This window comes from Marinobacter sp. V032 (assembly GCF_052645435.1).
This window is the reverse complement of sequence record NZ_JBQXYE010000005.1, coordinates 1-17,665: the sequence shown is the minus strand read 5'-3', so window position 1 is coordinate 17,665 and position 17,665 is coordinate 1. Positions and strand designations below refer to the sequence as shown.

The window sequence follows — 17,665 nt, the reverse complement described above, 5'->3', positions numbered from 1 at the left end:
TAAAGACAATGAGAGCGCTTGTGAACGTTGCTGTGGTTTTCACACTTTTGTTCTGGGTACCTTTGGTTTCGGCTCAAGATCTGTCAGGGGTATCCCCTGATGAGCAGGACCGACAGGGCGAAATCCATTACGTGCACGCCGCTGAGGGCACTATCGTAATAAATGATCAGGAGATGGTTCCTGCGATGGATCTGAAAATTAATGGTCAGTCAGTTTCTGGCGCAGCGGCATTGAGCATCCTTCGGCAGGGGCAGCATCTGAAGTCTTTCGTTGCGGAGCGTGATGATAAAACAGGTGTTGTTTACCTATTGGAAGTGACAACGCTATAAGAACTACGACTCAGGAGTAATGAGCGAAGTGAGAAATAACAAAGGCTTCTCTTTAATGGAGCTAATGATAGTTGTCGCTATCATTGGAATAATTGCTGCAATTGCATATCCGTCATATCTGAATAATGTCAGGGAGACTCGGCGTGCTACTGCTCAGGCAGAGTTGATGGAGATTGCTCAGTGGATGGAGCGCCAGTATTCGGCTAACTTTTCCTACCTGAATGGGGGGAACCCGCCCGCTTTGCCGTTTACCCAATCGCCACAAAGCGGTACGGCTTTCTATAACCTGAGCCTTGTAAACGGTTCGACAACTCAGGCAGCGTATGTTTTGCAGGCTGTACCCACTGGGGATCAGGCAAATGACGCATGTGGAACCTTAACGGTTAACCAGGCGGGCGCGCGGACCCCTGCAAACTGCTGGTAAACGAGTTGAGGCGCTTGTCTGTTGTTCACTGGCAGATTATGTTTGCGCCATTTGCTCCTTCGGGGATGCCGTCAGAATCGGCATCCCCGGCGATTCGTATGCGCCCACCGCGGCTAATAATCAAATGGGCAGCTTTCCGTTCGTCATTGGAGTCGGGGCACCACGTGATATTTCCGAGATCACTGAGTATCCGTCCGTTCGGTCTATACTGAAAATAGCTTTTCGATAGAGATCGGACTCTCAAAGAGCCAGTCTCTGGGGGTGGAAGAGTGCGGACGATCCGGGTGGTGGGTGTTAGTTTTCGTTGATTGTCCGGGTCGACGAAAAGGGATAGATTGCTGTTCCAATCTTTGCCGCAGGTATTTGACGAATTGATAGGGCAAAGCGTCAATATTTGCTGGGACATGATCGCTTGCTGTCGGGCCGTAGCCATAACGTTAAGGATGTCATGAACCGCTGATTTGCGTTGAGCATCATCTATCAATGCCGATACCGAAGGCGTTGCGATAAAAATCAGAATGGAAACGATGAGAAGCGTGATGATTAGTTCTGCAAGTGTAAAGCCCGAATGCCTTGGTGTTGATTTCATCCTTGAAATCACCTTGTAATTAGATGTGAGGGTATCTGCAGGGGGGAGCTATTGCTTCCCAGCATTATGTTTGCCGATCACACCCTAGACTGCTATAGCTCTTCAAACCATAAGCTTTTCCATACGCTTTTCGTGAGTATTTGCTTACTCCATCCCCAACTTCTTCAACTTGTACCTTAACGCCCGAAAGCTGATCCCCAGCTTTTTTGCAGCGGCCGTTTTGTTCCAGCGAGTTGTCTCCAGCGCCTTTTCAATCGCCTGTCGTTCGATGTTTTCGAGATAGTTTTCCAGATCCACTTCGCCATCGTCTGGTAGTGCGGGCGCGTTCGGCAGAACCGAGCTGTTATCGCTGTTGGCCGGTCGGGGCGTATCCGATGGCATGGTGCCCAGGTGAAGGTCATGAGCATCGATGTCATCCAGGTCGCATAGCGTGAACGCGCGTTCCAGGATGTTCTCAAGCTCCCTCACATTGCCGGGGAATGGGTGTGATCGCAGGACATCGGCTGCGGCAGGTGTTAGCCGGGCGGGTTCGCATTCGTAGTCTTTTGCCAGTCGCCTGAGGATGTGGTTGGCCAGCAAGGCAATATCGTCCTGGCGTTCCCGCAGCGGTGGTACTGCAAGCTCTATGACGTTGATTCGATAAAACAGGTCCTGACGAAAACTGTTTTCCTGCACCAGTTGTGGCAGGTCCCGATGGGTGGCACTGAGGATGCGAATATCGACCGGCGTTTCCTTGGAGTCGCCAACCGGTCTCACTGCTTTTTCCTGAATAGCGCGAAGCAGCTTGACCTGCATTGCCAGCGGCAGGTCGGCGACTTCATCCAGAAACAAGGTACCGCCATCAGCATCCCGAAACAGGCCTGGTTTATTATCGGTTGCGCCCGTAAAGCTCCCCTTGCGATGACCAAAAAACTCGCTTTCCATCAATTCCGTGGGAATTGCACCGCAGTTTACGGCAATGAATGGTCCGTCTTTGCGTGGGCCTTGCATGTGGATCATTCGGGCGACCAGTTCCTTACCACTGCCTGATTCGCCACTGATGAAAACCGGCGCCTGGCTCCGGGCTAACTTTCGGGTTTGGCCTCGCAGTCGCCGAATACCTTCTGATTCCCCAAGCAGCAGGCCCTGGTGGTCGTCTGAGTCGTCAGGGCTGGCCGGCTCTGACAGTTTCAGAGCACTTTGTATGAGCTCCCGCAGACGAGGGAGTTCGACGGGTTTGGAAACGAAGTCAAACGCACCAGCCTTGAGTGCTTCAATGGCGGTGTCCATGCTGCCGTAAGCGGTAATAACGGCGACCGGGGTTTGCGGGCAGGTCTGTTGAATCCACTGCACCAGATCAATCCCGTTACCATCGGGCAGGTTCATGTCGGTCAGGCAAAGCTGGGGAGGCTGCGCCTTGAGATGGGCTTTGGCCGATGTAATGTCCGCCGCGGTGGTCACTGAAATGCCCATGCGCGTCAGCGTTATTTCGAGCAATTCCCGAATATCCGGTTCATCGTCGATAATGAGCGCTGTTGGAGTGTTCATGGTGTGGTGTTTCGTCCTTGTTGTGGTGTCGGGCATCAGATCAGGCGCCCGTGGTGTGCAAATGTGATTCGAAAACAGCAACCGGGTTCGTCGTTTTCCAGCAGTGACAGATGAGCCTGATTGGCTTCGCAAAGCTCGCGGGCGAGGTAAAGGCCAAGGCCGGTTCCACTTTGATCGGTGGTGTAGAACGGCTCAAATATGTGCTCCTGCTGGTCATCTGAAATGCCAGTGCCCTGATCCTGTACATCAATAAAGCAGCGTTCTCCGTCAGCGCTGGTTCCTACCCGTAATGTCAGTGTCGCCTTGCCGGTCTGCGCAAGGCTGTAGCGTAAGCCGTTGTCGCAGAGGTTCACAAGTACCTGAGCCATCTGGCTGGTATCGAACCGGGCGGGTGCCTGTTGCTCGGCTATCTCCAGTGAAATCTGCGGTCGCTCGTTGTCAGGGCGGTGCTCGGCGCTCTGTCCGTAGTCTTCGACAAATTCTTTTAGCCAGTAGCCGGCGTCCACTAACTGACTATCGGCAGGGCGGCGGCGGGACAGGTCGAGAACGTTTTCGATGATACTGTTCACGCGCTGGGAGTGACGTTGGATGATGTCGACCATCTTGCGATCACCTGCATCATAGGTCGTCGATTCATTCAGCAGTTGCGCGGCGTGGCTGATAGCGCCCAGGGGGTTTCGGATCTCGTGTGCTATGCCAGCCGTTAACCGGCCCAGTGACGCCAGTTTCATCTGCTGCGCCTGCAGCGTTACCTTGCTCATGTCCTCAATGAAAATCAGGATCTGATCGCCGCGCTCCTGATGCAAACGCGTGAAGTTGGCCTGCAGCATTGGGGCGACCGGCTTGGCCTGAAAAGGCTCAGTTCGCATGCCGGGCCGCTCTATCCATTGATCAAGGCGCTGGCGGAGTTGAGGGGGGAGTTGCTGCATGGCGGATGCCTGATCCCGCTCGCCAAACAGCAGTTCATGGGCCGCGGCGTTGCCAAGTCTGACGTCGCCGAATCGGTCGGTGACGACAATACCGGTGCGCATCCGCTGGATAATCTGTTGGTTGATCTGCTCCAACTCCAGCAGGCTGCGTGCGCGTGATGTGGCGAGCTCTTCGCTGTGCAGCATGCGGCGCGTAACGCTCTGCAGAATAAAGGCAGCCGCGAAATAGAGAATTCCGAGAGAACCGGCGCGGACAATCTCATCGGCATCTGCGTTTAACGTCAGTACCGACCATATGGACACGCCTAATGAGCCAATCGCGGCCAGCGCCGCGTAAAACAGGCCCATGCGGCTGGGTGTGAGAATGTTGCCGGCCGCAACGGAGACGATGACCAGATTTGCCAGGCCGCCTGTCATACCCACGCTCGAAATCAGCAAGCTGTGAAGCACGATGATGTCGATCAGTATCGACAGCGTGATATGCCGCTGGTTAGGCTTGGCGCCGGCCATCATGACCAGCGCCAGAAACAGATTGATCCCCAGATAGGATAGTGTGGTGACCTCGTAGGCTTCGGTCATCCGGAATTTGTTGTCGAGTGTTTCGGGATCAACAAATAGCAACGCAGTAAGAATCAGGCTGATGACGACCCGATAATAGTTATAGATCCTGAAAAGGCGGGCCCGGGGGCTCTGCAGGTCGTCGAGGTTGTCGGGACTGGTACGGTTAACGCTGTCGGTGGTCATGAAATGCTCATATCCGTCCGAAAGTAGGAAGCCAATGCCCGGAGACGGTCGGGCGTTGTACTGCTGTGGTAGGTATAATAGCGGTTTGAGCCCGCAATTGGACAGGTCAGAGCGCGACCATTTGCGCGTTGCATCGTGAGAATGACGGCCCGTTCGCAGACCCGGGCCAGGACAGGGGAGTGAAATAATGCAGGATCAGATCGACCCGACGTCGCAAAAGCGGCTGACGATCACCATGGCGCAAATCGATTTTATGGTGGGCGATCTTCCGGGTAATGCCGAGCGCGTACTGGCAGCCGCGAAAAAGGCGATTGCCGATCAGGGCGCTGATATCGTTGTTTTTCCGGAGCTGTGCCTTACCGGCTATCCGCCGGAAGATTTATTGCTTCGCCCCAGTCTTGATGCGCGACTGGAGGATGCGTTCAATCTGCTCGCCAGCGCCCATCTTCCGGCAACATTGGTAGTGGGTGCGCCAGTGCGCAAGCAGGGCCTGTTGTATAACGCGGCCGTTGTGATCGAGGCAGGCAAGGTACTGGCCACATACTGCAAACAGCATTTGCCAAACTTCCAGGTGTTTGACGAAAAACGTTACTTTGCCGAGGGTAAAGAACCTTGCGTGGTCATGATTCAAGGCGTGCCGGTAGGCTTGACGGTCTGTGAGGACATCTGGAATGACGGTCCGGTCGAGCAGGCCGCACAGGCCGGGGCGAAACTTGTGCTCAATCTTAATGCATCGCCGTATGACAGCGGCAAGCAGGGGCGGAGGAAAGCGCTTCTGGAACGGCGTGCCCGGGATAATCAGGTGAGCATCGTCTACGTCAATCTCGTTGGCGGGCAGGACGAATTGGTGTTTGATGGCGGTTCGATGGTGTTCGATCGGTCCGGGGCCCTTTCTGTTGAAGTGCCGCAATTTGCCGAGGGGCTTTTCCCGGTCGAGTTTCTGGCCGATGAACATTGCCAGCCGGTACCTCAACCCGCTATTTCTGAGCCTTCGCTGGAACAGAATGTGTACGATGCCCTGGTGTTGGGGGTGCGCGATTATGTTAATAAAAACGGATTTAAATCCGTGGTGCTGGGGCTGTCCGGTGGTATCGATTCGGCCGTCACGCTTGCGGTAGCGGCCGATGCGCTGGGCCCTGACCGGGTGCGCGCTGTGATGATGCCGTTTCGCTATACCGCTGAAATGAGCATTGAGGACGCCGCTGCGCAGGCCAAAGCCATGGGCGTGCAATATGACGTATTCTCGATCGAGCCCATGTACGAAGCATTTATGGAAACACTCAGCGCGCCATTTAAAGGCACGCAACCTAATACGACCGAAGAGAATCTGCAGGCCAGGCTTCGCGGCGTGTTGCTCATGTCACTGTCGAACAAGTTCGGTTCGTTGGTGCTGACGACAGGTAACAAAAGTGAGATGTCGGTGGGCTATTCAACGCTGTATGGCGACATGGCGGGTGGCTTTGATGTGCTTAAAGATGTCCCTAAAACGTTGGTGTTTCGTCTTGCATGGCACCGCAACACGCGTTCGGAGGTGATTCCGGAGCGGGTTATTACACGACCACCCTCGGCTGAGCTGGCACCAGATCAGAAAGATGAAGACAGCCTGCCGGGATACGATGTGCTGGATCAGATCCTGCATGCTTATATCGAGCGCGATTTAAGCGTTGAGGCGATTATCGCTGAAGGGTTTGTCCGTGAAGATGTCGAGCGGGTTGTTCGCCTGGTGGACATTAATGAATACAAGCGTCGTCAGGCACCGATAGGTGTAAGAATCTCAGAGCGGGGCTTTGGCAAGGATCGTCGTTATCCGATCACGAATGGCTGGAAGCCAGGGAAATAAATCCCGGCTTCCAGTCAGGAGTGCCGTTGGCAGGGGCGAGGGGGCGTTACTCGTCCCCCATCAGGCCGAAGGTAATAACGCTTTTTATGGAGCGCTCTTCCCGTTTGATCGAGCTTGGCACGTACTTCATGTTGTCGTCGAAGGCTTTACTTTGCGGGTAGTTGATTGCCAGCAATGCAATAGCATCGTTTGCGGCCTTGTTCAGGTCCAGAAATTTGTAGGTATCCGCCAGAATAATCAGCGCCTCTTCCACCGCTGGGGTGTTGGGGAAGTTCTCAACCACATGGCGGGCACGGTTGTTGGCTGCAGCATAGGCCTGGCGCTTGATGTAATAGCGGGCTGCGTGCAGTTCCAGCGCCGCAAGCCGGTTGCGGATGGCGATCATTCTCTGGCGGGCGTCGGGAGCATACTCGCTGGCGGGGTAGCGATCGAGTAGCGCGGAAAAGTCCCGGAAGGCCTGGCGCTGTTCGCCCGGGTCGCGCTCGGTGGTATCAATCGGGAAGAACTTGCTCGCAAGACTGATATCCAGATTGTAGGAAGCGATGCCGCGCATATACATGGCGTAATCGGCGTGTTCGCTTTGGGGGTTCAGTCGCAGAAAACGATCAGCCGCCGCCCGTGCGCCTTCCAGATCAAGGTTCTGGTAGCGGGAGTAGATCAGATCGAGTTGGGCCTGTTCCGCGTAGCGACCAAACGGATAATAGGTTTCCAGCGCTTCAAGGTTGGTTTCGGCCTCATTGAAATTGCCGGACTCCATCGCGCTGTGAGCCTGCTCGTAGTAGGCTTCTTCGGAAAGCACTTCCTCGGGTTTTGAGGCGCAGCCGGCCACAACGAATAATGCTGATAGCAGCAGTAAGTGAAACACTGATCTCATGCCTGAATCCCGTATAATGACTGAGCGATGGTCATTGTAACGACCTAGTCGTGTATTGTGCAGGTCTCATTCATGCATTACGTAAAATTCAGGGGAACGAATGACAGCGGAAGACCGTATTCACGGTGAATTTGAAGTGCCCGCAGGGCTAAGCGACCGGCGTCTGGATCAGGCTGCTGCCGAGCTCATGCCTGAGCATTCGCGCTCCCGTATCCAGAACTGGATCAAGCAGGGCAACCTGACGGTCAACGGTGAGCAGCGAAAGCCGCGTGACAAAGTCATGCTGGGAGATCGTATCGCCGTCGATGCCGAGCCTGAAGTCCAGATCGAGTGGACAGCTGAGCCGATCTCACTCGATATCGTTTATGAAGATGACCACATCATGGTGATCAATAAACCGGCGGGACTGGTTGTGCACCCGGCAGCCGGCCATGCCGCGGGCACACTGGTCAACGCCATGCTGCACCACGCGCCTGAAGTCGAGAACCTGCCGCGCGGAGGGATTGTCCATCGGTTGGATAAGGATACGACCGGTTTGATGGTCGTCGCCCGCAGTTTGATTGCCCACACCTCCCTCGTAGATCAACTTCAGACCCGCACGATGGGGCGGGAATACGACGCGGTCATCCAGGGAACGATCACCGGCGGCGGAGTAGTCGATGAGAAAATCGGTCGCCACCCCAATCAGCGCAAGAAAATGGCAGTGACATCCGACGGTAAGCCGGCTGTTACGCACTATCGCCTGGTCGAGCGTTTCCCCGCCCACACGCACGTGCGGTGCACCCTTGAAAGTGGACGGACTCACCAGATTCGCGTCCATATGACGCATATCCGTCACGCACTTGTGGGCGACCCGGTTTATGGTGGTCGTATGCGTTTACCGCCAGGTTGTACACCCGAACTGAAGGAGGAGTTGCGCCAGTTCCATCGTCAGGCTCTGCACGCCCGACGTCTGACGCTGACGCACCCGGCAACCGGCGAAGAGATGAGTTGGGAGGCCCCGATGCCAGAAGACCTTCAGCATCTGATTCTCGCTCTGCGTCACCACGCACAGGAAATGGACGCACAGTGATGCTGCCTCTGCTGCAGGCTGAATGGCCCGCTCACCCGCGGGTCAGAACGGCGATCACCACCCGATCAGGTGGCAGCAGCGTTGCACCTTATGACAGTTTCAATCTGGGTGATCATGTCGGTGATGCCGATTCGGCTGTCAGTGCCAACCGCGCCTTGCTGGCTGAAGCCCTGGCGTTGCCGGCACGTGCATTCGGCTGGGTATCGCAGGTTCATGGATGTGACGTGGCGTCGTTGCCCGGGCAATCGGGCATCACGGCAGATGCCAGTGTTACCCGGCAAGCAGGCAGCGTATGCAGTATTCTGACTGCTGATTGTCTGCCGGTTCTGTTCTCGGACCTGTCAGGCGAGCAGGTTGCGGCAGCCCATGCGGGCTGGCGGGGGCTTGCTGGTGGCGTGCTGGAGCAGACGCTCGCCCAGTTCGCGAATTCACAGGACGTCATCGCCTGGTTGGGGCCTGCAATCGGCCCCGCTGCATTTGAGGTGGGGCCTGAAGTGCGGCAGGCGTTTGTTGACATTGATCCCGGGCTTGATGCCGCTTTTGTGGCGTCCTCCCTGAACCCCGACCATTATTTTGCCGATCTTTACCAACTTGCCCGGATGCGGCTGAGCGCGGCGGGTATCGCCGGAGTCTACGGCGGCGGCGAGTGCACCTACTCGGACAGACAACGATTCTATTCCTACCGCCGTGACGGCCAGACCGGTCGCATGGCCAGCCTGATCTGGCTTGGGTAATTGCCGGCCAGTTTCCTTCATCTTTTGTTGATCAAATTTTCGGCGATGCGCTTGAACTCCGTCTGCATGGCCCTACATCTATTGTCATAGCAAAGCGCCGATGTTCCCGGGTTATCGGGTATTTCCTTTCCGGCGCGCAGACCTGGAATCGAGGATTCAATATGCGAATTGACAAGTTAACCAGCCGCTTGCAGACGGCTCTGTCTGATGCCCAATCAATCGCGGTCGGCAAGGACAGCAATTTTATAGAACCTGTGCACCTGATGCAGGCCATGCTCGATCAGCAGGGCGGTGCATTGGTCCCGCTGCTGAAGCAGGCCGGCGCCGATCCAGCCCGAATCAGGCAGGCCATTAGTCGTGAAATTGAAAACCTGCCAGAAGTGCAGGGCTCTGCAGGTGATGTGGCGATGTCCAATGATCTCGGTCGCCTCTTCAATATCGCAGACAAGCTGGCGCAGCAGCGCAAAGATCAGTTTATTTCCAGTGAGCTGGTGCTGCTGGCGGCGCTGGAGGACCGGGGAACGTTGGGACGGGTTTTGCGAGAGCATAACCTTGATCGAAAAGCGCTGGAAAAGGCCATTGATGACGCAAGAGGTGGGGAAAGTGTGAACGACCCCTCGGCAGAAGAGAACCGTCAGGCGCTGTCGAAATACACGATCGATCTGACTGAGCGGGCAGAGGCAGGCAAACTCGATCCTGTAATCGGCAGGGATGACGAGATACGCAGGACTATTCAGGTTTTGCAGCGCCGTCGCAAGAACAACCCGGTACTGATTGGTGAGCCTGGTGTGGGTAAAACCGCCATTGTTGAGGGGCTGGCGCAACGTATCGTTGATGGTGAAGTGCCTGATGGGCTGAAAAGCAAAAAGGTGCTGTCGCTGGATATGGGCTCACTGATTGCAGGCGCGAAATTCCGTGGTGAGTTTGAAGAGAGGCTCAAGGCGGTGCTCAATGAGCTGTCCAAGCAGGAAGGGCAGATCATTCTGTTTATCGACGAATTGCACACCATGGTTGGCGCAGGCAAGGCCGAAGGCTCAATGGATGCTGGCAACATGCTCAAACCCGCGTTGGCGCGGGGGGAGTTGCATTGCGTAGGCGCCACCACGCTTGACGAATACCGGACCTATATCGAGAAAGATGCTGCCCTTGAACGCCGTTTTCAGAAGGTGCTGGTGACCGAGCCGGGTGAAGAAGACACCATCGCGATTCTGCGAGGGCTGAAAGAGCGTTATGAAGTGCATCACGGGGTAGAGGTGACCGACGGCGCCATTATTGCTGCGGCCAAACTGTCACATCGCTATATCGCCGACCGGCAACTCCCCGACAAGGCTATCGATCTGATCGATGAAGCGGCCAGTCAGATCCGGATGGAGATGGATTCCAAGCCAGAAGCGCTGGACCGCCTCGAGCGCCGTCTGATTCAACTGAAAATCGAACGCGAGGCGCTGAAAAAGGAAACTGACGAACCGTCCCGCAAGCGTCTGGATGAGCTCAAGACGGTTATCAATGGTGTTGAGCGCGAGTTTGCGGATCTGGAAGAAATCTGGAATACCGAGAAAGCGGCGCTACATGGATCCCAGAAGATCAAGAGTCAGTTGGAGCAGGCCAGGATCGATCTGGAAAATGCACGTCGCTCAGGTGATCTCGGCAAAATGTCAGAGCTCCAGTACGGCCGCATTCCTGAGCTGGAGCGCCAGTTGGATATGGCCAGCCAGGCCGAAATGATGGAGATGACGCTGCTGCGTAATCGCGTCACCGAAGAGGAAATCGCGGAAACGGTATCGAAGTGGACAGGGATCCCGGTTTCCAAAATGCTTGAGGGTGAGCGAGACAAGTTGTTGCGCATGGAAGATGCGTTGCATCAGCGTGTCATCGGCCAGAATGAAGCGGTCGAGGCGGTTGCCAATGCGGTGCGCCGTTCCCGTGCCGGATTGGCCGATCCGAACCGACCAAACGGGTCGTTTCTGTTTCTTGGGCCGACCGGCGTAGGTAAAACCGAACTCTGTAAGGCGTTGGCATCGTTCCTTTTCGATACCGAAGAGGCAATGGTCCGCATCGACATGTCGGAATTTATGGAGAAGCATTCGGTGGCCCGTCTGATTGGCGCGCCTCCGGGCTACGTGGGGTACGAGGAGGGCGGTTATCTCACAGAAGCCGTTCGTCGGCACCCCTACTCGGTGCTGCTACTGGACGAAATAGAGAAAGCGCATCCTGATGTTTTCAATATTTTGTTGCAGGTGTTGGATGACGGTCGACTGACTGATGGTCAGGGGCGCACGGTCGATTTTCGCAACACCGTGATTGTTATGACATCCAACCTTGGCTCCGATGTCATCCAGACCATGGCGGGTAAGGATGAGTATGAGGCCATGAAAACGGCTGTTATGGAGGTAGTGGGTACTCACTTCAGGCCGGAGTTTATTAACCGTGTCGATGAAGTGGTGGTGTTCCACCCCTTGGCAAAAGATCAGATACAGGGGATCGCCAGCGTTCAGATCGGTTCTCTTGGCAAACGTTTGAAAGAGCAGGATATTGCCTTGGAACTGAGCGACGCGGCGATGGCCTTGCTAGGCGAAGTGGGCTACGACCCGGTCTATGGAGCCCGGCCGCTCAAACGCGCTATCCAGCGTCTGATCGAGAACCCTCTGGCGCAGCAATTGTTGCAGGGTGAGTTTGCATCGGGCGACCGGATCAGGGGGGATGTCGATGACGGTACCCTTGTGTTCACCAAGGGATAAAAGGCGCACTGCGCGTTTAAGGTAAGTGGTATAAAAAAGGGACCCGTTCAGGTCCCTTTTGCGTTACTGGCAACATTGTTCTGGTGGGATCTGCTTACTTCTGTTCTGCGCAGTCCTTCTCCACTATCGCATTAAATTCGTTGCGCTTCTCTTCGATTTCCTGGGGCGTCAGGTATCGCTGCTCGCCGTTTTCCTCAACCTTGATCCGGGCATTGTTGGTCATCGTCTCAAGATTCTTTTTTGCGATCTCGCAGTTTTTGGCGCGTTGCTTTTGCGCTGCTTCTTCTTTGCGTGTGACAGCAGCTGCTTCCTCTGACTTCTCCTGATTGGCTTCAAGGTTTTTCAGTTGTTCCTGAGGAGAAGGGCGGTCGTCATTTGAATTGCTGCGGGAAGTGCCCGAGCGAACATCGACGCTTTCGCTTTTCTGACCTACCGGTTGTTTGTCACCGAAATGTATCACCCCTTTCTCGTCGGTCCACTTGTAGACAGTCGCAGCGTTCACTTGCAGCGTAGCGGCGGACATCAAGGCGACAAATACCCATCCTAAAACTTTCATATCAGTACGGCTCATATCGTAACGACTCTTGTCAGTAAGATCTGCCAGAGCGGGTTATCAGGTTATTATTCTGCTGGCCTTTGATTTTACAGTTTATAAACAGGCGCTTTCCAAAGATCTGATTTTGCCATGTACAAGCGCAACATGCTCAATGTTAGTGGAAAAATGTGCGGTGGCTAACGCCTGTTTTGTTTTATTGTGCATCCGGCGTGTTGCCAGACATGCCTCAGGACACGCCAGCACCTATTGACAGCGCGGTTCCCGCTGTCACAATTGGCGATTGCCTGAACACAGGGGTTAATACGGCAGGCAATCCCGTGCAGTATCCCCGTTGAATACCACACTGAACGTTTCGCGCATTCCGCGCGACATGGGCTCTTTGAGCCCGTTGATTGGCCGTCCTCCGGCACCCTCAGGAGGTTCGGTTGGCCAAGAGACAACCTCTGCGTCATCAAGTGTGGCGGATTATCCGGTCCGACTTCCAAAAGAAGCGCTGTACCGGATCCCCAGGCAACCGGCTTATGTCCGGCACATTCACTCTATAAAGAGGGTAGAGATAGTGGAGTTATTGTCTGGCGCAGACATGCTGATTCGTTCCTTGCAAGATGAAGGAGTCGAGTACATCTATGGTTATCCGGGTGGCGCAGCACTGCATATTTATGATGCCCTGTTCAGGCAGGACAAGGTAAAACATATTCTCGTGCGTCACGAGCAGGCCGCCGTTCACATGGCGGATGGCTACGCGCGTGCCTCCGGGATACCGGGCACCGTGCTGGTCACTTCCGGCCCGGGTGCAACCAATACCATCACCGGTATTGCGACGGCGTTCATGGATTCCATTCCAATGGTCATCCTGTGCGGCCAGGTTGCATCAACACTGATTGGTGAAGATGCATTCCAGGAAACGGATATGATTGGTGTTTCCCGCCCCGTGGTGAAGCACAACATGTCCGTGCGTCACCCCTCGGAAATACCGGAAGTCATTCGCAAGGCGTATTACATCGCAGCCACCGGGCGTCCCGGGCCGGTTGTGGTGGATATTCCCAAAGATATGACAACGCCGAACGAGCGTTACGAGTACGCCTTCCCGAAAAAAGTGAAGCTGCGTTCCTACAACCCGGCTATCAGGGGGCACGCTGGTCAGATCCGTAAATCGGTCGAGATGCTGATGGCTGCCAAGCGGCCGATCATCTACGCCGGTGGCGGTGTGGTGCTCGGCAAGGCGTCAAAGCAGCTGACTGAGTTGGCGCATATGCTCGGTTATCCGGTCACCAACACGCTGATGGGTATTGGGGGCTTTCCTGCATCCGATAAGCAGTCACTGGGTTGGCTGGGTATGCACGGCACCTATGAGTCGAACATGGCCATGCACCATTCGGATCTGGTGCTTGCCGTCGGCGCCCGCTTTGATGACCGTGTGACCAACGCGACCGAGAAGTTCTGTCCCGGCGCGCGTATCGTTCACATTGATATCGACCCCGCCTCTATTTCCAAGACCATTGAAGCAGACGTGCCGATCGTCGGTCCTGTCGATGCGGTACTGAAGGAAATGATTTCTCTGGTCAAAGAGAGCAAGGAAAAGCCGGATCCCGAGGCGCTAAAAGCCTGGTGGAAGCAGCTGGATGAATGGCGCGCGTTTCATGGCATGCGTTATGAAACCAGTGATACCTACATCAAGCCGCAGGAAGTGATCGAGGCCATCTGGCGTATCACCAAGGGCGATGCCTATGTGACTTCGGACGTCGGCCAGCACCAGATGTTTGCAGCGCAGTATTACAAGTTCGACAAGCCAAACCGCTGGATCAACTCCGGTGGCCTCGGCACGATGGGGTTTGGTCTGCCGGCTGCCATGGGGGTCAAGCTCAACTATCCGGATAGCGATGTTGTTTGCGTCACCGGTGAAGGCAGTATCCAGATGAATATTCAGGAATTGTCGACCTGCAAGCAGTACGACTTGCCGGTCAAGATCGTTAACCTGAATAATCAGGCGCTGGGTATGGTCAAGCAATGGCAGGATATGAACTACGAATCCCGCCACTCTCAGTCCTATATGGGATCCCTGCCTGATTTTATTAAGCTGGCAGAAGCCTATGGGCACGTGGGTATCCGCATAGATAAGAAGGAAGACCTTGAGCCGAAGCTGAAAGAAGCTTTTGCCATGAAGGACAAGTTGGTTTTCCTGGATATTTATGTCGACCCTTCCGAGCACGTTTACCCGATGCAGGTAGCGCGTGGCTCAATGAAGGATATGTGGTTGAGCAAGACGGAGAGGGTTTGATCATCATGCGTCGTATCATTTCTGTATTGCTTGAAAACGAGCCGGGTGCGTTGTCGAGAGTGGTTGGACTGTTCTCCCAGCGCAATTACAACATTGAAACGCTCACGGTTGCACCGACTGAAGACGATACCTTGTCGCGACTGACGGTCACCACGACAGGCTCGGACCGGGTCATCGAGCAGATCACCAAGCAGCTCAACAAGCTGATTGAAGTGGTCAAGCTCGTCGATCTTACTGAAGGTTCTCACATTGAGCGTGAGCTGATGCTGATCAAGCTCAAGGCAAGTGGCTCTCAGCGCGCCGAAATCAAGCGCACTGTGGACATCTTTCGTGGGCAGATCGTCGACGTCACCAGCACCATTTATACCGTTCAGTTGACTGGCGATAGCGACAAGCTGGATGCCTTCATTCAGGCCGTAGGTTCTACTGGCGTTCTGGAAGTCGTTCGTTCAGGTGTATCCGGTATCGCCCGTGGCGAAAAAGTTTTGAGTCTCTGAAAAAACATCATTAATTGAATCGCGGCCGCGAGTGGCCGAAAAGAAACAGGGGAATGTTATGCAGGTTTATTACGACAAAGATTGCGATCTTTCTATCATCCAGAGCAAGAAGGTCGCCATTGTCGGCTACGGCTCCCAGGGGCACGCACATGCCAACAACCTGAAAGAATCGGGTGTCGATGTTGTTGTTGCTCTGCGTGAAGGTTCGTCTTCAGCGGCAAAAGCACAGGGCGCAGGACTGACCGTTAAAAGTGTTGTAGAGGCTGCAAAAGAAGCTGATGTTGTGATGCTGCTGGCGCCAGACGAAAACCAGAAGGTCATCTACGAGAATGAAATTGAGCCGAACCTCAAAAAAGGTGCTGTTCTTGCGTTTGCCCATGGCTTCGCTGTTCATTACAACCAGATCGTTGCTCGCAAAGACCTGGACGTAGTCATGATTGCACCCAAGGCGCCAGGCCATACCGTGCGTACCGAATTTACCCGTGGCGGCGGTATTCCTGATCTTGTTGCAGTTCACCAGGATGCATCAGGTAATGCGAAGAACATTGCACTGTCCTACGCCAGTGCAATTGGTGGTGGTCGTACCGGTATCATCGAAACAACCTTCAAGGATGAAACCGAAACAGATCTGTTCGGTGAGCAAGCGGTTCTTTGTGGCGGCACGGTTGAGCTGGTCAAAGCGGCATTCGAAACACTGACTGACGCTGGCTATGCGCCAGAGATGGCCTACTTTGAGTGTTTGCACGAGCTTAAGCTGATCGTTGACCTCATGTACGAGGGTGGTATCGCGAACATGAACTATTCGATCTCCAATAATGCGGAATACGGTGAGTATGTTACCGGGCCTGAGGTGATCAATGACGAATCGCGTGCCGCAATGCGCAATGCACTGAAACGCATCCAGAGTGGCGAGTACGCGAAGATGTTTATTCAGGAAGGTGCGGCAAACTACCCGTCCATGACAGCACGTCGTCGTCAGAACGCTGCGCACCCGATCGAGCAGGTGGGCGAAAAGCTTCGCTCCATGATGCCGTGGATTGCTGCGAACAAGATTGTAGATAAAGACAAGAACTAATATTAAGTTAGTTTAGCCAAAGCGCGGCCTCCAGGGGCCGCGCTTTGCGTTTGGAAAATGAAAAATGTGCAACCCGCCGAATTCTCGGGCAGGGTGGATTATCGGCTATACTGCCACATGCATGTTTCTGAGGTACGGATGGAATGACTTCTAATAGTTCAAACAAAGATGCTGACGAGTCGCAATTGTCGCACGAGGAAGAGCTCGCAAAAGGCGAGGTAGTGGAAGAAGAGGTTGTTGAAGGTGCTCGCGTGCGCCGCAAGGGAATCTATCTTCTGCCGAACTTGCTGACAACCGCATCATTGTTTTCGGGTTTCTTTGCGATGGTTTCGGCTGCCAACGGTATGTTCGAGAAAGCGGCTATCGCAATTTTCGTCTCGATGATCCTCGATGGTCTGGATGGTCGCGTTGCACGGATGACAAATACCCAGAGCAAGTTCGGTGAGGAGTATGACAGTCTTGCTGATATGGTGGCGTTCGGCGTTGCGCCGGGGCTGGTTGCTTTTTTCTGGTCGCTTAACGGGCTTGGGAAATTCGGCTGGGCTATCACGTTCATCTATCTTGCGGGCGCGGCGCTGAGGCTTGCCCGATTCAATACCCAAATAGGTTCTGTAGATAAAAAGTACTTCGTCGGCCTTCCGAGCCCGGCAGCGGCAGCTGTTGTGGCAGGATTGGTGTGGTGCTTCAGTGGTTTCGAACGGGAGGGTTGGCTTACCCTGATGACGGTGTTGGTTGTGGCTGGCACTGGCGTTTTGATGGTGAGCAACGTTCTATATAGAAGCTTTAAGGATCTCGATCTCCGTGGCAAAGTGCCGTTTGCGGCGATTCTTGTTGTGGTTCTGGTCTTTGTTGTAATCGCACTCGATCCGGGGACGGTGCTCTTTGCTGGTTTCCTTGCCTACGCCACGTCTGGTCCGCTGCGTGCCTTGTTCAGAAAAATGAGGGCGCCAAAGGAGGCGGAGAAAGCGTAAGTTCAGGCTGTTTGTCCGGATTTTCAAAAAGGGTGGTGCTGCGGCGCCGCCCTTTTTTGTATATCGGCTTTATATAATTGGGTGGGTGACCGGTTCGGTAGCAAGTTGATTCGTTGAACATGCAGTTTTTAATTCGCTAACAGTCATGGATTTGAGTGAAATGTGAGCAAATCTGGCGCCGTTTATCAGGTGATTGTTTGCTTAGTGAGCAAGTTGTTTCGGAAAACCGAAACATTGCAAAAAAAGGCTTTACAGCTTCAGCGTGGGCTGTAGAATGCGCCCCACTTCTGAGGGATAAAGCGGAAACGCAGCATCGCTCAAAAGTGCGCAACTACAAGGTTTAGAGAGATTTAAAAGTTCTAAATTAGTGGTTGACAAGGTTGAGGATCGCTGTAGAATACGCGCTCTCAACAGGGCTACACGCCCCGCTCTTTAAAAAGTTGACCAAGTAATTTGTGTGGGCGCTGACTGGGATATTTCGGCAAGAA

General features: G+C 54.4%; 15 protein-coding genes. 10 read left to right on the top strand and 5 right to left on the bottom strand.

From position 1 onward, the window contains the following. Nucleotides 1–20: 20 nt before the first annotated feature. A complete protein-coding gene (locus tag ACUN9X_RS17130) occupies nucleotides 21–329 on the top strand; it encodes a hypothetical protein (RefSeq protein ID WP_260037999.1) in 309 nt (102 codons plus the stop codon). Between the two features lie 19 nt (nucleotides 330–348). Beyond that, nucleotides 349–753: a type IV pilin protein gene (locus ACUN9X_RS17125; RefSeq protein WP_445473863.1), complete on the top strand. Its 405-nt coding sequence runs from the start codon at nucleotides 349–351 to the stop codon at nucleotides 751–753. 25 nt (nucleotides 754–778) lie between these two features. On the opposite strand, the gene ACUN9X_RS17120 is transcribed toward ACUN9X_RS17125, so the two are convergent. From ACUN9X_RS17120 to ACUN9X_RS17110, 3 genes are all read right to left on the bottom strand, one after another. Beyond that, entirely contained in the window at nucleotides 779–1,342 is a 564-nt protein-coding gene (locus ACUN9X_RS17120; RefSeq protein WP_260037997.1) for a GspH/FimT family pseudopilin, read from the bottom strand. Between the two features lie 144 nt (nucleotides 1,343–1,486). Then, entirely contained in the window at nucleotides 1,487–2,869 is a 1,383-nt protein-coding gene (locus ACUN9X_RS17115; RefSeq protein WP_260037996.1) for a sigma-54-dependent transcriptional regulator, read from the bottom strand. A 35-nt stretch (nucleotides 2,870–2,904) separates the two neighbouring features. Next, the gene (locus tag ACUN9X_RS17110) at nucleotides 2,905–4,542 is read right to left on the bottom strand and encodes a sensor histidine kinase (protein WP_260037995.1); all 1,638 of its coding nucleotides are present in this window, start codon (nucleotides 4,540–4,542) and stop codon (nucleotides 2,905–2,907) included. 187 nt (nucleotides 4,543–4,729) lie between these two features. Here ACUN9X_RS17110 and ACUN9X_RS17105 point away from each other — a divergent pair, with 187 nt between their 5' ends. Beyond that, nucleotides 4,730–6,382 (top strand): NAD+ synthase, encoded by a 1,653-nt coding sequence (locus ACUN9X_RS17105; protein WP_445473862.1) that lies wholly within the window; start codon nucleotides 4,730–4,732, stop codon nucleotides 6,380–6,382. Nucleotides 6,383–6,428: 46 nt separating this feature from the next. Here ACUN9X_RS17105 and ACUN9X_RS17100 read toward each other — a convergent pair whose 3' ends face one another. Further along, nucleotides 6,429–7,256 carry an outer membrane protein assembly factor BamD gene (locus ACUN9X_RS17100; protein WP_260037993.1) on the bottom strand — a complete coding sequence of 276 codons (828 nt, stop codon included), beginning with the start codon at nucleotides 7,254–7,256 and terminating at the stop codon, nucleotides 6,429–6,431. 100 nt (nucleotides 7,257–7,356) lie between these two features. Between ACUN9X_RS17100 and rluD the strand changes: the two genes are divergently transcribed. The 3 genes from rluD (at nucleotide 7,357) to clpB (ending at nucleotide 11,800) form a co-directional block, all read left to right on the top strand. After that, a complete protein-coding gene (gene rluD, locus ACUN9X_RS17095) occupies nucleotides 7,357–8,328 on the top strand; it encodes a 23S rRNA pseudouridine(1911/1915/1917) synthase RluD (RefSeq protein ID WP_260037992.1) in 972 nt (323 codons plus the stop codon). After that, entirely contained in the window at nucleotides 8,328–9,062 is a 735-nt protein-coding gene (pgeF, locus tag ACUN9X_RS17090) for a peptidoglycan editing factor PgeF (protein ID WP_445473911.1), read from the top strand. The genes rluD and pgeF overlap by 1 nt, the downstream gene beginning before the upstream one ends. A gap of 161 nt (nucleotides 9,063–9,223) precedes the next feature. After that, complete coding sequence (gene clpB, locus ACUN9X_RS17085; RefSeq protein WP_445473861.1) at nucleotides 9,224–11,800, top strand: ATP-dependent chaperone ClpB; 2,577 nt, start codon at nucleotides 9,224–9,226, stop codon at nucleotides 11,798–11,800. Between the two features lie 94 nt (nucleotides 11,801–11,894). Here the strand turns inward: clpB and ACUN9X_RS17080 are convergent, their stop codons facing one another. Beyond that, nucleotides 11,895–12,371 carry a DUF4124 domain-containing protein gene (locus tag ACUN9X_RS17080; RefSeq protein WP_260037990.1) on the bottom strand — a complete coding sequence of 159 codons (477 nt, stop codon included), beginning with the start codon at nucleotides 12,369–12,371 and terminating at the stop codon, nucleotides 11,895–11,897. Between the two features lie 544 nt (nucleotides 12,372–12,915). Between ACUN9X_RS17080 and ACUN9X_RS17075 the strand changes: the two genes are divergently transcribed. The 4 genes from ACUN9X_RS17075 (at nucleotide 12,916) to pssA (ending at nucleotide 17,177) form a co-directional block, all read left to right on the top strand. Then, entirely contained in the window at nucleotides 12,916–14,634 is a 1,719-nt protein-coding gene (locus ACUN9X_RS17075; RefSeq protein ID WP_260037989.1) for an acetolactate synthase 3 large subunit, read from the top strand. Between the two features lie 5 nt (nucleotides 14,635–14,639). After that, nucleotides 14,640–15,131 (top strand): acetolactate synthase small subunit, encoded by a 492-nt coding sequence (ilvN, locus tag ACUN9X_RS17070; RefSeq protein WP_260037988.1) that lies wholly within the window; start codon nucleotides 14,640–14,642, stop codon nucleotides 15,129–15,131. 58 nt (nucleotides 15,132–15,189) lie between these two features. Continuing rightward, the gene (gene ilvC / locus ACUN9X_RS17065) at nucleotides 15,190–16,206 is read left to right on the top strand and encodes a ketol-acid reductoisomerase (RefSeq protein WP_445473860.1); all 1,017 of its coding nucleotides are present in this window, start codon (nucleotides 15,190–15,192) and stop codon (nucleotides 16,204–16,206) included. Between the two features lie 143 nt (nucleotides 16,207–16,349). Continuing rightward, on the top strand, nucleotides 16,350–17,177 hold the full coding sequence (gene pssA, locus ACUN9X_RS17060) for a CDP-diacylglycerol--serine O-phosphatidyltransferase (RefSeq protein WP_260037986.1): 828 nt from the start codon (nucleotides 16,350–16,352) through the stop codon (nucleotides 17,175–17,177). Nucleotides 17,178–17,665 lie beyond the last annotated feature (488 nt).